The sequence below is a fragment of the Marinomonas sp. BSi20584 genome (assembly GCF_002792415.1).
GTDB lineage: Bacteria > Pseudomonadota > Gammaproteobacteria > Pseudomonadales > Marinomonadaceae > Marinomonas > Marinomonas polaris.
The window spans coordinates 23,830-39,487 of the sequence record NZ_KZ454891.1 but is presented as its reverse complement, the minus strand read 5'-3'; the positions used below and the strand labels follow the sequence as shown (position 1 = coordinate 39,487).

The 15,658-nt window shown below is 45.1% G+C and carries 11 protein-coding genes; all 11 read right to left on the bottom strand.

Going from position 1 to position 15,658, the window contains the following annotated elements; translation table 11 throughout:
- Positions 1-13 precede the first annotated feature (13 nt).
- The 11 genes from rplW to rplL all read right to left on the bottom strand — a co-directional run bounded on the left by rplW (position 14) and on the right by rplL (position 15,598).
- Positions 14-310, bottom strand: a complete 297-nt coding sequence (rplW, locus tag TY87_RS18370; protein WP_012071934.1) for a 50S ribosomal protein L23 — start codon at positions 308-310, stop codon at positions 14-16.
- The gene (rplD, locus tag TY87_RS18365; RefSeq protein ID WP_072841832.1) at positions 307-912 is read right to left on the bottom strand and encodes a 50S ribosomal protein L4; all 606 of its coding nucleotides are present in this window, start codon (positions 910-912) and stop codon (positions 307-309) included. Before rplD ends, rplW begins: the two co-directional genes overlap by 4 nt.
- A 12-nt stretch (positions 913-924) precedes the next feature.
- On the bottom strand, positions 925-1,563 hold the full coding sequence (rplC, locus tag TY87_RS18360) for a 50S ribosomal protein L3 (RefSeq protein WP_072841833.1): 639 nt from the start codon (positions 1,561-1,563) through the stop codon (positions 925-927).
- 128 nt (positions 1,564-1,691) lie between these two features.
- Entirely contained in the window at positions 1,692-2,003 is a 312-nt protein-coding gene (rpsJ, locus tag TY87_RS18355) for a 30S ribosomal protein S10 (protein WP_012071937.1), read from the bottom strand.
- A gap of 207 nt (positions 2,004-2,210) precedes the next feature.
- The gene (gene tuf / locus TY87_RS18350) at positions 2,211-3,434 is read right to left on the bottom strand and encodes an elongation factor Tu (RefSeq protein WP_072841835.1); all 1,224 of its coding nucleotides are present in this window, start codon (positions 3,432-3,434) and stop codon (positions 2,211-2,213) included.
- Positions 3,435-3,469: 35 nt separating this feature from the next.
- Positions 3,470-5,563: an elongation factor G gene (fusA, locus tag TY87_RS18345; protein WP_100188180.1), complete on the bottom strand. Its 2,094-nt coding sequence runs from the start codon at positions 5,561-5,563 to the stop codon at positions 3,470-3,472.
- Between the two features lie 21 nt (positions 5,564-5,584).
- Complete coding sequence (gene rpsG / locus TY87_RS18340) at positions 5,585-6,058, bottom strand: 30S ribosomal protein S7 (RefSeq protein WP_012071940.1); 474 nt, start codon at positions 6,056-6,058, stop codon at positions 5,585-5,587.
- Between the two features lie 99 nt (positions 6,059-6,157).
- Positions 6,158-6,532 (bottom strand): 30S ribosomal protein S12, encoded by a 375-nt coding sequence (gene rpsL / locus TY87_RS18335; protein ID WP_012071941.1) that lies wholly within the window; start codon positions 6,530-6,532, stop codon positions 6,158-6,160.
- Positions 6,533-6,669: 137 nt separating this feature from the next.
- The gene (gene rpoC / locus TY87_RS18330; RefSeq protein ID WP_072841839.1) at positions 6,670-10,872 is read right to left on the bottom strand and encodes a DNA-directed RNA polymerase subunit beta'; all 4,203 of its coding nucleotides are present in this window, start codon (positions 10,870-10,872) and stop codon (positions 6,670-6,672) included.
- A 65-nt stretch (positions 10,873-10,937) separates the two neighbouring features.
- Positions 10,938-15,038, bottom strand: coding sequence for a DNA-directed RNA polymerase subunit beta (gene rpoB / locus TY87_RS18325; RefSeq protein WP_072841841.1), 4,101 nt, complete (start codon positions 15,036-15,038; stop codon positions 10,938-10,940).
- Positions 15,039-15,226: 188 nt separating this feature from the next.
- Positions 15,227-15,598 carry a 50S ribosomal protein L7/L12 gene (gene rplL, locus TY87_RS18320; RefSeq protein ID WP_072841843.1) on the bottom strand — a complete coding sequence of 124 codons (372 nt, stop codon included), beginning with the start codon at positions 15,596-15,598 and terminating at the stop codon, positions 15,227-15,229.
- Between the last annotated feature and the right edge of the window lie 60 nt (positions 15,599-15,658).

The following is a 15,658-nucleotide window of genomic DNA, read 5'->3' as shown; positions in this document are numbered from 1 at the left end:
GACCTATCTCCCCTTATTCAGCGACCATGAAATCAATGTCTTGACCTTCAGCTAAACGCACATACGCTTTTTTCACGTCTTTACGCTTACCTAGACCACGAACTGTACGCTTTGTTTTACCTTTATGGTTCAACGTGCGAACAGACTCAACTTTGACTTCAAAAAGCGCTTCGATAGCTTGTTTGATTTCAGGTTTCGTTGCATCACCAGTTACACGAAAAACATATTGACCATTGCCTTCGGCTACGATCGTTGCTTTTTCGGAAATGTGTGGACCCAACAGAACTTTATAAATACGTTCGCCGATCATGCTAGTGCCTCCTCAACTTGTTTCAGAGCACCAACTGTCACCAACACTTTGTCGTAAGCAATCAAGCTAACAGGGTCGATAGACGCTGCATCACGTACATCTACGTTAGGAATGTTGCGAGCCGCTAAGAATAAATTGTCATCCAAATTATGGGAAACAATCAAAGCGTTCTCAATATTCAATTCTGCCATTTTTGCTATGAAGAGCTTAGTTTTTGGAGCTTCCAATTTAAGATCTTCAACAACAACAAGACGGTCTTGACGTACAAGCTCAGACCAGATGGTGCGCATTGCTGCACGGTACATCTTCTTGTTCACTTTCTGAGAGTGATCTTGTGGTTTCGCAGCGAAAGTAACACCACCTGAGCGCCATAAAGGGCTACGGATAGTACCTGCGCGCGCACGACCAGAACCTTTTTGTTTCCAAGGTTTGCGTCCACCACCCGCCACTTCAGAGCGTGTTTTTTGTGCACGTGAGCCTTGACGAGCGCCAGCCAAGTAAGATGTAACTACTTGGTGAACCAACGCTTCGTTATATTCACGAGCAAAGGCTACATCAGAAACTTCTACAGTTCCTTCCGCGCCTGTTAGATTCAAGTTCATTGTCTACCCCTCTTAGCGAGCTTTAACAGCTGATTGAAGAATAACATCACCATTTACTGCACCAGGTACGGCACCTTTCACTAGGATAAGGTTACGTTCTGTGTCTACACGAACCACTTCTAGTGATTGAGTAGTTACTTGTGCAGCACCCATATGGCCAGCCATCTTCTTGCCTTTCCAAACACGACCAGGTGTTTGACATTGGCCGATAGAACCAGGTGCACGGTGAGACAACGAGTTACCATGAGTAGCGTCTTGCATACTAAAATTATGACGCTTGATGGCACCTTGAAACCCTTTACCCTTTGATTGACCAGTTACATCAACCATTTGGATAGATTCGAAATCAGCAACAGTCAGCTCATCACCAACATTGATTTCTTTTTCGTCACCTGCCAGGCGGAACTCCCACAAACCACGACCTGCTTCAACATTCGCTTTTGCATAATGACCCGCAGCAGCTTTGTTAACGCGGCTCGAACGGCGAGAACCTACAGTAACTTGAATAGCTTGGTAGCCATCAGTTTCTGCTGTTTTCACCTGAGTAACGCGGTTCGGTTCAACCTCGATGACGGTTACTGGCACGGATACACCATCTTCAGTGAAGATACGTGTCATACCGGCTTTGCGTCCGACTAATTGAATAGCCATTTTTTACCTCACTTGCCAGTTGTGTATGGGGCTATCACCCGCTACGGCTGATCATTCCAGATCATTCCACTATTGTGCATATAGCCGACTGATAACCAGCCGGTTGTCGCACCCCAAACCTTGAGTTATTAACCCAAAGAAATTTGTACTTCCACGCCTGCCGCAAGATCTAGTTTCATTAGAGCATCAACAGTTTTTTCTGTTGGCTCAACGATATCTAGAACACGTTTGTGTGTACGGATTTCATACTGATCACGCGCATCTTTGTTTACGTGTGGAGAAATCAATACTGTATAACGCTCTTTGCGAGTAGGAAGTGGAATCGGTCCACGCACTTGCGCACCTGTACGTTTCGCTGTGTCCACAATTTCTTGTGTTGAAGCATCGATCAGACGATGATCAAACGCTTTCAGACGAATACGGATTTTTTGGCTTTGCATTTCCAACTCCAAATACAATGTTTTAATGACTTAACTGTACATTTATTAAGCCACAATCCTTTTTTAAGGACGGCGAATATTAGCCATTCAAAAACTGGTTGTCAAGTAACCAATTTCTGAACAAACAAAATAAACCATAAAATAAAAAGGCCACCCGATATGCGGGTGGCCTTTTCTAAATCAAAGTAAGCAGATATTAATATCTAATTACTTAAGGATTTTAGCTACAACACCAGCACCAACTGTACGACCACCTTCACGGATCGCGAAACGTAGACCTTCGTTCATCGCGATTGGGTGAATTAGCTCAACAGTCATTTGAATGTTATCACCAGGCATAACCATTTCTACGCCTTCAGGTAGAGAACATGCACCAGTTACGTCAGTTGTACGGAAGTAGAACTGTGGACGGTAACCTTTGAAGAATGGAGTGTGACGACCACCTTCATCTTTACCCAATACGTAAACTTCTGCTTCAAACTCAGTGTGAGGAGTGATTGAACCAGGCTTAGCCAATACTTGGCCACGCTGCACATCTTCACGCTTAGTACCACGTAGAAGAATACCACAGTTCTCACCAGCACGACCTTCGTCTAGAAGCTTACGGAACATCTCTACACCAGTACAAGTTGTTTTAGTAGTATCAACGATACCAACGATCTCAACTTCTTCTTGGATTTTGATGATACCACGCTCAACACGACCAGTAACAACAGTACCACGACCCTGGATAGAGAACACATCCTCGATAGGCATCAAGAATGCACCATCAATAGCACGCTCTGGCTCAGGAATGTAAGAATCTAGTGTTTCAACTAGTTTACGTACTGCAGTAGTACCCATTTCGTTGTCGTCTTCGCCTTTCAACGCCATTAGCGCAGAACCTGGGATGATTGGAGTGTCATCACCTGGGAAGTCGTATTCAGAAAGAAGGTCACGCAATTCCATCTCAACCAATTCTAGCATTTCAGCGTATTCTTCAGAATCCGCACCACCACAGTCTTCAGCCAACAAGTCAGACTTGTTCAAGAAAACAACGATGTAAGGAACACCTACTTGACGAGAAAGAAGGATGTGCTCACGAGTCTGAGGCATAGGACCATCAGTCGCACCACAAACTAGGATTGCGCCGTCCATTTGAGCAGCACCAGTGATCATGTTTTTAACATAATCGGCGTGTCCAGGACAATCTACGTGTGCGTAGTGACGCACTGGAGAATCATACTCTACGTGAGAAGTAGAGATAGTGATACCACGCTCGCGCTCTTCTGGAGCATTGTCGATACCATCAAAAGCAACAGCTGTACCGCCGTACACTTCTGCACATACGCGAGTCAATGCTGCAGTTAGAGTTGTTTTACCGTGGTCAACGTGACCGATAGTGCCAACGTTAACGTGTGGTTTATTACGTTCAAATTTACTCTTTGCCATGATACATACACCTTAAGAATTAGTAAGTATGATGATTAATCTTCATTTTTGATGATCGCGTCTGCCACACTAGCCGGTGCTTCAGCGTATTTCTCAAACTCCATTGCATAACTTGCACGCCCTTGCGACAAGCTACGCACATCAGTTGCATATCCGAACATCTCCCCAAGAGGAACTTCAGCACGAATAATTTTCCCTGACGGGGAATCGTCCATCCCCTGAACAACACCACGACGACGATTCAGGTCACCCATCACATCACCCATGTATTCTTCAGGGGTTACAACTTCCACTTTCATTACAGGTTCAAGAACGCAAGGATCAGCATCAGCCGCTCCCTTTCTTAACCCCTGAGAAGCTGCAATTTTAAAGGCCATTTCATTAGAGTCAACATCATGGAATGAACCATCGATCAGTACAACCTTGATACCCAACAATGGATAGCCAGCGATTACACCGTTCTTCATTTGCTCTGAAACACCCTTTTCTACTGCAGGGATGTATTCTTTAGGAATAGCACCACCAACAATCTCGTTAACAAATTCAAGCCCATCTTTATCAGTAGGGATTAACTTCATTACGACGTGACCGTATTGACCACGACCACCGGATTGACGCACAAATTTGTGATTAACCACCACTTCTTTGCGAATTTTCTCCCGATAGGAAACCTGAGGCTTACCAATGTTCGCCTCCACCTTAAACTCGCGACGCATACGATCAACAAGTATATCAAGGTGCAGCTCGCCCATACCGGAAATAATTGTTTGACCCGTCTCTTCATGCGTTTCCACTCGAAAAGAAGGATCTTCTTGCGCTAATTTACCCAGCGCAACGCCCATTTTATCTTGATCAGCCTGAGATTTAGGCTCAACAGCTACAGATATAACAGGCTCTGGAAACTCCATACGCTCAAGCACAACAACATTATTCATATCACAAAGCGTATCACCCGTAGTTACGTATTTCATACCCACTATAGCAGCAATATCACCCGCCAATACTTCTTTGATTTCTTCGCGATTATTAGCATGCATCTGAACCATTCGACCAATACGCTCACGCTTCTGCTTAACAGAATTGTAAACCGCATCTCCTGAACGCAACACTCCAGAATACACTCGAATAAATGTTAATGTACCAACAAATGGGTCTGTCGCTATCTTAAAAGCCAACGATGAAAACGGATCATCATCATTAGCAATTCGTGTTACAACAGTCTCACCATCTTCAAGCGTACCTTCAATCGCTTTTACTTCAAGCGGTGAAGGCAAATATTCAACAACAGCATCCAAAACAGCCTGAACGCCTTTATTTTTAAAGGCTGAACCGCACATCACCAAGACAATTTCATTGGATAGCGTACGAATTCGCAGACCACTTTTTATCTCATCAACAGATAACTCACCCTCTTCAAGGTATTTATCCATCAATTCATCATTTGCCTCAGCTGCTGCCTCAACCATGTGCTCACGCCACTCTAGAGCATCATCAAGCAAGTCATCAGGAATATCCTCTAAAGAGAAAGTCATCCCATGATCTTCTTCACTCCACACTATAGTCTTCATCAAAACCAAATCGATCACACCTCTGAAATCTTCTTCAGTGCCGACATTGATCTGTATTGGAACAGCATTAGCCCCAAGACGAGTTTTTAACTGACGAACAACAGAAAAGAAATCAGCCCCAGTACGATCCATCTTATTGACGAAAACCATACGTGGAACTTCATACTTGTTTGCTTGACGCCAAACCGTCTCAGTTTGAGGCTGCACACCCGAAGAACCACAAAGCACAACAACAGCACCATCTAACACACGTAAAGAACGTTCTACTTCAATAGTAAAATCTACGTGCCCAGGTGTGTCTATAATATTGACACGGTGCTCTTCAAACTGCTTGTTCATTCCACTCCAGAAGCATGTTGTTGCTGCTGAAGTTATCGTGATACCACGCTCTTGCTCTTGCTCCATCCAATCCATTGTTGCTGCACCATCATGCACTTCACCAATTTTATGAGACAGACCTGTATAGAAAAGAACGCGCTCAGTTGTCGTCGTCTTACCTGCATCAACATGCGCACAAATACCGATATTACGGTAGCGGTTGATAGGTGTTTTACGTGCCACTGTGTATCCTTCTCCGGATGATTAGAAACGGTAGTGAGAGAATGCTTTGTTAGCTTCTGCCATGCGATGAACGTCTTCACGTTTCTTAACAGCAGAACCTTTGTTTTCAGCAGCATCTAAGATTTCGCCAGCTAGACGCAAAGCCATGGATTTTTCACCACGCTTACGAGAAGCATCAACCAACCAACGCATAGATAAAGCTGCGCGGCGAGCTGGACGAACTTCTACAGGAACTTGGTAAGTCGCACCACCAACACGGCGAGATTTAACCTCAACCATTGGCTGGATAGATTCCAAGGCTTTTTCGAAGATAGCCATCGGCTCTTCAGTTTTAGCGCGAGCTGCTACAGTATTTAGCGCATTGTAAACGATGCTCTCTGCAACAGATTTTTTACCGCTAACCATTACATGGTTGATAAATTTAGCGAGAATCTGGCTTCCGTGTTTAGGATCCGGAAGGATTTCACGCTTAGCGACGACGCGTCTTCTAGGCATATCTATATCCTCTTCAGGTTCGCCCGAGACAATTTAATTATTGCTCGGCCTTACTGTATTAAAAAATTATGTCTAAACGATGAATTAAGCCGTTTTAGCTTACTTCTTAGGACGTTTAGTACCGTATTTAGAACGGCCTTGCTTACGATTTTGCACGCCTGAAGTATCCAAGCTACCACGTACTGTGTGGTAACGAACACCAGGAAGGTCTTTTACACGACCGCCGCGAATCAGCACTACGCTGTGTTCTTGCAGGTTGTGACCTTCACCACCGATGTAGGAAGTAACTTCGAAGCCGTTAGTCAAGCGAACACGACATACTTTACGCAAAGCCGAGTTAGGCTTTTTAGGTGTAGTAGTATATACGCGAGTGCAGACACCGCGGCGTTGCGGACAAGCTTGTAACGCAGGAACGTCACTCTTTGCCACTTTACGTTTACGTGGTTTACGAACCAACTGGTTAACGGTTGCCATTAGACAAGCTCCACAAATCCAATTCTCATGACGGAAATCGCCAAAATTAAGGAGGCGCAAGTTTAATTTGCGCCTATAAAACAGTCAATAGGGAGGCGACTAAAAAATCACCTCCCTTACGATTTAACAGCAAATAACTAGTCTTTCAGTGCAGCACTCAATGCTTCTTCAACATCAGAGGCACTTACTGTCGAACTTCCTTCCTTCGCTGCTAACGCAAGCTCTTTCTTTCTCTTGCGCTCATTGTGGTAAGCCAAACCTGTACCGGCTGGTATCAAGCGACCCACAACAACGTTTTCTTTCAAGCCACGTAAGTGATCTTTCTTACCAGTTACCGCACCTTCCGTAAGAACTCGAGTTGTCTCTTGGAAAGATGCTGCTGATATAAAGGACTCAGTAGCCAAAGAAGCTTTCGTGATACCCAGAAGCACACGTTCAAACTTAGCTGGGAACTTGCCCTCAGCTTCGGCTTTTTCGTTTGAATCTAGCAGATGAGTAAACTCAACCTGATCACCTTGAATAAGATCTGTATCACCAGACTCACCAACTTCTACTTTACGCAACATTTGGTTAACGATAACTTCAATGTGCTTATCGTTAATTACTACGCCTTGTAAGCGGTAAACTTCTTGCACTTCATTCGTAATGTAATCAGCCAAAGCCTCTACACCTTGAAGACGCAAAATGTCATGAGGGCTCAAAGGACCGTCGGCAATAATCTCACCTTTAGCCACTTCTTCACCATCAAAGATGTTGATTTGACGCCATTTAGGAATCAAAGTCTCGACTGGATCATCACCGTTTTGAGGAGTGATAACCAAACGGATCTTACCTTTTGTTTCTTTACCGAAGCTTACCACACCGCTAGTTTCCGCCATAACAGCTGGATCTTTCGGACGACGCGCTTCGAATAGGTCTGCCACTCGCGGCAAACCACCGGTAATATCTTTGTTACCAATAGATTCTTGAGGAATACGCGCAAGAACCTCACCTGATTTCACTGTCGCACCATGATCTAGGCTTAACAATGCTTTTTCAGGAAGCATGTACTGTACTGGCGACTCAGTACCTGGAATCAATACAGGATTACCCTGTGCATCAACTACGGCAATCATCGGACGTATGTCTTTACCAGCAGAAGGACGATCACGCATCTCCATAACTTCAATAGTAGTCAAGCCCGTCATTTCGTCAGATTGACGACGAATAGTAACGTTCTCTTCCATACCGCTGAACTCAAGACGACCTTCCATCTCAGATACAATTGGGTGTGTATGTGGATCCCAGTTAGCCACGATTTGACCCGCAGTAACTTGATCACCTTCACGCACGCTCAATACCGCACCGTAAGGAAGCTTATAACGCTCTTTCTCACGACCAGCTTCATCAGCAATTGCCAATTCAGAAGAACGAGATGCAACAACTAGATGCCCAGTGTGACGCTCGATACTCTTCATCTTATTGAAACGAACCGTACCCGCACTCTTCACCTGAACACTATCGATCGCAGAAGCTCGAGATGCTGCACCACCGATGTGGAACGTACGCATTGTCAACTGTGTACCTGGTTCACCGATAGACTGTGCTGCAACAACACCAATCGCTTCACCGATGTTAACCTGATGACCACGAGCAAGATCACGGCCGTAACACTTAGCACATACACCATGACGTGTATTACAAGTGATAACAGAACGAATGATCATTTCATCCACACCAGCCGCCTCAATAGTACGAACATCATGTTCGTCAATCAAAGTACCAGCAGCAAGAACGAAATCGCCTTTACCGTCAATAACATCTTGAGCCACTACACGACCCAATACGCGATGACCTAGCGGCACAACTACGTCACCACCTTCAATCATGGCTGCAACGGAAATACCGTTTGTAGAACCACAATCCACTTCAGTGATAACCAAATCCTGCGCTACGTCTACTAGACGACGAGTCAAGTAACCAGAGTTTGCTGTTTTCAATGCCGTATCAGCTAGACCCTTACGAGCACCGTGTGTAGAAGTAAAGTACTGAAGTACTGACAGACCTTCACGGAAGTTCGCAGTGATTGGCGTTTCGATGATGGAACCATCTGGTTTCGCCATCAGACCACGCATACCACCTAACTGACGCATTTGCGCAACACTACCACGGGCACCAGAGTCGGCCATCATATATACAGAGTTGAAAGATTGCTGCTCAACCGTTTCACCTGCTTTATTGACAGTCATCTCTTTTGCCAAGTTTTTCATCATGGCTTCAGTTACAGTTTCGTTAGTACGAGACCATAAATCGATTACCTTGTTGTACTTCTCGCCTTGCGTAACAAGACCATCCGCATATTGGTATTCGATTTCTTTAACTTCTGCCTCTGCTTTAGCAATGATCGCCGCCTTCTCTGGTGGAATAACGAAGTCATCAACACCAACAGAAGAACCAGACGCCGTTGCGTAAGCAAAACCTGTGTACATCAATTGGTCAGCAAAAATACAGCTCTCTTTCAAGCCTACTTTACGGTAACACTCGTTGATCAAGTTAGAGATCGCTTTCTTCTTCATGGTTTGGTTAACCACAGAGAACGGTAGGCCATCAGGAACAATATCAAACAACAAGGCACGACCAACTGTTGTATCTGCAATGAAAGTAGATGGCACTTTGTCGCCATCAAGCGTGGTATCAACTTGGCTGATACGTACTTTTACTTTCGCGTGCAATTCAACTTGTTTAGCACCATACGCACGGTGTACTTCTTTGATGTCAGAAAATGCCATGCCTTCGCCTTTGGCATTAATTTTCTCACGAGTCATATAGTACAGACCCAATACAACGTCCTGAGAAGGAACGATGATCGGTTCACCGTTTGCAGGTGATAGGATGTTGTTCGTAGACATCATCAAGGCACGAGCTTCAAGCTGCGCTTCGATAGTCAACGGAACGTGAACCGCCATTTGGTCACCATCGAAGTCGGCGTTATATGCCGCACACACTAGTGGGTGCAACTGAATCGCTTTACCTTCGATCAACATTGGTTCAAACGCTTGGATACCCAAACGGTGAAGTGTTGGCGCACGGTTCAACATCACTGGATGTTCGCGGATAACCTCATCAAGGATATCCCACACTTCAGGCGTCTCACGCTCAACCATTTTCTTCGCTGCTTTGATCGTCGTAGCCATACCACGAAGCTCAAGTTTAGAGAAGATAAATGGCTTGAATAGCTCAAGTGCCATTTTCTTAGGTAGACCACACTGATGTAGACGCAGTGATGGACCTACTGTGATTACAGAACGACCAGAATAATCGACACGCTTACCTAGCAAGTTCTGACGGAAACGACCTTGCTTACCTTTGATCATATCAGCCAAAGATTTCAGAGGACGTTTGTTAGAACCAGTAATCGCGCGACCACGACGACCGTTATCAAGCAAAGCATCAACAGATTCTTGCAACATACGCTTTTCGTTACGTACGATGATATCTGGAGCTGATAGCTCTAACAGGCGTTTTAGGCGGTTGTTACGGTTAATCACACGACGGTATAGGTCGTTCAAATCAGACGTCGCAAAACGGCCACCTTCAAGAGGTACCAATGGGCGAAGATCTGGCGGAAGAACTGGCAATACATCTAGCACCATCCACTCTGGGCTGTTGCCAGAATGATAGAATGCCTCAACCAACTTAAGACGCTTAGAAAGCTTCTTAATACGAGTTTCAGAATTCGTGCTGCTTAGCTCTTCACGCATGCTGTTAATTTCTACAGGCATATCTAAATCGCGAAGCAACATCTGAACCGCTTCCGCACCCATACGGGCATCAAACTCGTCACCGAATTCTTCTAGCGCTTCAAAGTACTGCTCATCGTTTAGCAATTGGCCTTTATCAAGCGTCGTCATACCTGGATCGATCACAATGAAAGATTCAAAATACAAAACACGCTCAATGTCACGCAACGTCATATCTAAGATAAGACCGATACGAGACGGTAGAGACTTCAAAAACCAAATGTGTGCAACAGGCGATGCAAGCTCAATGTGACCCATGCGTTCACGACGCACTTTAGACAGAGCCACTTCAACGCCACACTTCTCACAGATAACACCACGGTGTTTCAAACGTTTGTATTTACCACACAAGCATTCGTAGTCCTTAATAGGACCAAAGATTTTTGCACAGAACAAGCCGTCACGTTCTGGTTTGAACGTACGGTAGTTGATGGTCTCTGGCTTTTTAACTTCACCGTAAGACCATGAACGAATCATATCTGGTGATGCCAAGCCAATGCGGATCGCATCAAACTCGTCAGATTGTCCCTGTGATTTTAGAAGACCTAATAAGTCTTTCATGGATATTCGCCCCACTCGTAAGGCCGGGGAGTCTTACTCCCCAGCAGGTCAAATGTGATTCGTGCTTATTCGTTTTCCAGCTCGATATCGATACCAAGAGAACGAATCTCTTTCACCAACACGTTGAAGGACTCAGGCATGCCAGGTTCCATACGGTGGTCACCATCTACGATGTTTTTATACATCTTAGTACGGCCATTCACGTCATCGGATTTAACAGTCAACATTTCTTGAAGCGTGTAAGCAGCACCGTATGCTTCTAGTGCCCATACCTCCATCTCCCCGAAACGCTGGCCACCGAACTGAGCTTTACCACCCAGCGGCTGCTGAGTAACCAAGCTGTAAGAACCCGTAGAACGTGCGTGCATTTTGTCGTCAACCAAGTGGTTCAACTTAAGCATGTACATGTAACCAACGGTTACAGGACGTTCAAAAGCATCACCAGTACGGCCGTTAAACAATTTAACCTGACCGCTTTCGTTGATTCCAGCTAAACGCAACATACGTTTAATCTCAGACTCTTTTGCACCATCAAAGGCACCAGACGCCATTGGAACACCACCCGTTAGGTTGGATGCCAAGGTCAAAATTTCTTCGTCTGTAAAGCTGTCCAAATCTTCAGTACGCGCGCACTTCAAATCACCTTCGTGGCCGTTATAGATTTCGTCAAGGAAGCTACGCAGTTCTGCAACCGCTTCAGCCTTCTCACGCTCTACAACAAGCATTTCGTTGATCTTACGACCCAAGCCTTTAGAAGCTGCACCTAAGTGAGTCTCCAAGACCTGACCAACGTTCATACGTGAAGGAACACCTAGTGGGTTCAATACGATATCAACTGGATCACCGTTTTCATCGTACGGCATGTCTTCAACTGGCATAATTTTAGAAATTACACCTTTGTTACCATGACGACCGGCCATTTTATCACCTGGCTGGATGCGACGTTTGATGGCAACATAAACCTTAACGATTTTAAGAACGCCAGGTGCTAGATCATCACCTGTTTGTAGCTTGCGTTTCTTATCTTCGAATTTCGCATCAAGTTCTTTACGGCGCTCAATCAAAGCGGCTTGTGCTTTTTCAAGCTGCTCACTCGCTTCTTCATTAGCAACGCGAATTTTAAACCACTCAGGGTGATCTAGATTCGCCAAGTACTCTTCCGTAATAATAGCATTGCGAGCCAAACCAGGACCGCCTTCCGCCTGCTGGCCGATTAGGGCTTCTGCTAGACGCTCGAAAGTCGCTTTCTCAACAATACGGAACTCTTCGTTCAAGTCTTTACGAACTTGATCAAGCTGCGATTTTTCAATGAACTTAGCACGGTCATCTTTTTCAATGCCATCTCGAGTGAAAACTTGCACGTCGATAACAGTACCGCGTGTGCCAGTCTTAACACGTTGTGACGTATCTTTTACGTCAGACGCTTTTTCACCGAAGATAGCTCGCAAAAGTTTCTCTTCAGGCGTTAGCTGTGTTTCACCCTTAGGCGTCACTTTACCAACTAGAATATCGCCTGGCTCAACTTCTGCTCCGATGTAAACGATACCGGACTGATCCAACTTAGAAAGCGCACCTTCACCCACGTTAGGGATATCGGCAGTAATCTCTTCAGGCCCAAGCTTAGTATCACGAGCAACACACGTTAGTTCTTGAATATGAATCGACGTGAATCGATCTTCTTCTACAACACGCTCAGAAACTAGGATCGAGTCCTCGAAGTTGTAACCATTCCAAGGCATGAAAGCGATACGCATGTTTTGGCCAAGCGCCAATTCACCCATATCAACAGAAGGACCATCAGCCATAATATCGCCAGATGCTATCTTCTCACCCTTCATAACCAAAGTACGTTGGTTAATACAAGTGTTCTGGTTAGAACGCACGTATTTAGTCAGGTTGTAGATATCTACACCCGCTTCACCAGCAATCGTTTCTTCTGAATTCACACGCACAACGATACGACTTGCATCAACAGACTCAATCACACCGCCGCGATTCGCAACAATACAAACACCAGAGTCTTTTGCTACGTTTTTCTCCATACCAGTACCAACAACCGGCTTGTCAGCCTTAAGTGTTGGAACAGCTTGACGTTGCATGTTCGAACCCATCAAAGCTCGGTTAGCATCATCGTGCTCTAGGAACGGAATCAAAGACGCCGCCACAGAAACAACCTGACGAGGAGACACATCCATTAGGTTTACTTTTTCTTTTGGAATCAAAGTGGTTTCGTGCATATGACGCACCTGAACCAATTCATCAACCAAACGACCCTCTTCGTCTACGTTTGCAGACGCTTGGGCAATAACATATTTCGCTTCATCAATCGCCGAAACATAAACAGTTTCGTCAGTCTGCTTGCCATCTACAATTTTACGATAAGGCGTTTCTAAGAAGCCGTAGCTGTTAGTACGCGCATAAGTAGAAAGCGAGTTGATCAAACCGATGTTTGGACCTTCTGGCGTTTCGATAGGACAAACACGACCGTAATGAGTAGCGTGTACGTCACGCACTTCAAAGCCAGCGCGTTCACGTGTAAGACCACCAGGCCCTAACGCTGACACACGACGCTTATGCGTTACTTCAGATAACGGGTTGTTTTGGTCCATAAACTGAGACAACTGGCTTGAACCGAAGAACTCTTTAATAGCAGCAGCAACAGGCTTCGCATTCAAAAGGTCTTGCGGCATAAGGCCATCAGCTTCCGCCATAGACAAACGTTCTTTCACTGCACGCTCAACACGCACAAGGCCAACACGGAATTGGTTCTCGGCCATTTCGCCAACAGAACGAACTCGACGGTTACCCAAGTGGTCGATGTCATCAACCATGCCGTTACCGTTACGGATATCAAGCAAAGTTCTTAGAACAGCAACGATGTCATCGTTATCAAGAACACCAGCACCAGTATCCTCTTCACGACCTAAACGACGGTTGAATTTCATTCGACCAACGCCAGATAGATCATAACGATCTTCTGAGAAGAACAAGCCTTGGAACAAACCTTCAGCCGACTCTTTGGTCGGTGGCTCGCCAGGACGCATCATGCGGTAGATTTCAACCAAAGCTTCCAACTGATTACTAGTTGGATCAATACGAAGTGTGTCAGAAATAAATGGACCGTTATCCAAATCATTCGTGTAAAGCGTATCAACTTCAGTAATACCAGAAGAAACCAACGCTTCAAGTAAATCAACAGACAACTCAGTGTTTGCTTCCGCAATCAACTCACCCGTCGCAGGGTGAACTAAGTTTTTCGCCGTTACTTTACCAAGCATGTACTCAAGCGGCACAGATAGACGCTCAAGACCTGATTTTTCCATCACACGAATGTGCTTAGCAGTAATACGACGACCTTCTTCTACGATCAGTTCGCCATTCGCATCAGCAATATTAAACAGTGCAGTCTCGCCACGTAGGCGATTTGCAACTAGATCCATTTCAAAACCATCACGTTTTAAATAGAAACGAGTTGAGTCAAAGAAAGTATCTAGGATTTGCTCTGTTCCGTAGCCCAAAGCACGCAACAAAATAGTTGCCGGCAACTTACGACGACGGTCAATACGAACAAATACGCAATCTTTTGGATCAAACTCGAAGTCCAACCATGAACCGCGGTAAGGAATAATACGAGCAGAATGTAGTAACTTGCCTGAAGAGTGTGTCTTACCACGATCGTGGTCGAAGAACACACCAGGAGAACGGTGTAATTGAGATACAATAACACGCTCAGTCCCGTTGATTACAAAGGTACCATTGTCTGTCATAAGCGGAATTTCGCCCATGTAGACTTCTTGCTCGCGAATGTCTTTGATTGCCTTGTTGGACGACTCTTTATCATAAATGATAAGTCGTACACGAACACGTAAAGGTGCCGCGTAAGTAACACCACGCAACTGACACTCTTTAACATCAAAGACTGGCTTGCCTAAACGGTAATCGACGTATTCTAGCGCCGCATTGCCGGAAAAGCTGACCATTGGAAAGACAGATTTAAAGGCCCCATGCAGACCTAATTCCCCACGCTCTGCAAGACTTTTACCTTCCTGCAGAAAATTACGGTAGGATTCAAGCTGAATTGCCAGCAAGTATGGCACATCCAAAACGGGCGGCAGTTTACCGAAATCCTTACGGATACGTTTTTTCTCAGTGTATGAGTAAGCCATCAGCATTCCCCAGCTTGTGCACATTGACGCAAAAGGCCCAAATCAGGCCTTACCATATATGGGAGCATTATCTCCCATGTGAAAATTCTTTTAAGTTTTATTTGAGTTTCAGAAACCCAAAAAGGCCGGTGACAATAATGTCACCAGCCATTTCGACTATTGGTCGAAATCTGGAAATGCAAGTATCATTACTTGATTTCGACAGATGCACCAGCTTCTTCAAGAGCTGCTTTAAGAGCGGCAGCATCTTCTTTAGAAGCAGCTTCTTTAACAGTCATTGGAGCGCCGTCAACGATAGCTTTAGCTTCTTTCAAGCCAAGACCAGTCGCTGCACGAACAGCTTTGATTACGTTTACTTTCTTCTCGCCTGCAGCAGTAAGAACAACGTCAAATTCAGTTTGTTCTTCAGCAGCAACGCCAGCGTCAGCAGCAGGACCTGCAGCTACAGCAGCTGCTGCAGATACGCCGAATTTTTCTTCCATTGCAGAAATTAGTTCAACAACGTCCATCACAGACATTTCTGCTACTGCATTGATGATATCTTCTTTAGTTAGAGCCATGACTCAGATTCCTAGCATTCTTTATAATCACCCAAGGGTGATAAAACAAATATTTATCAA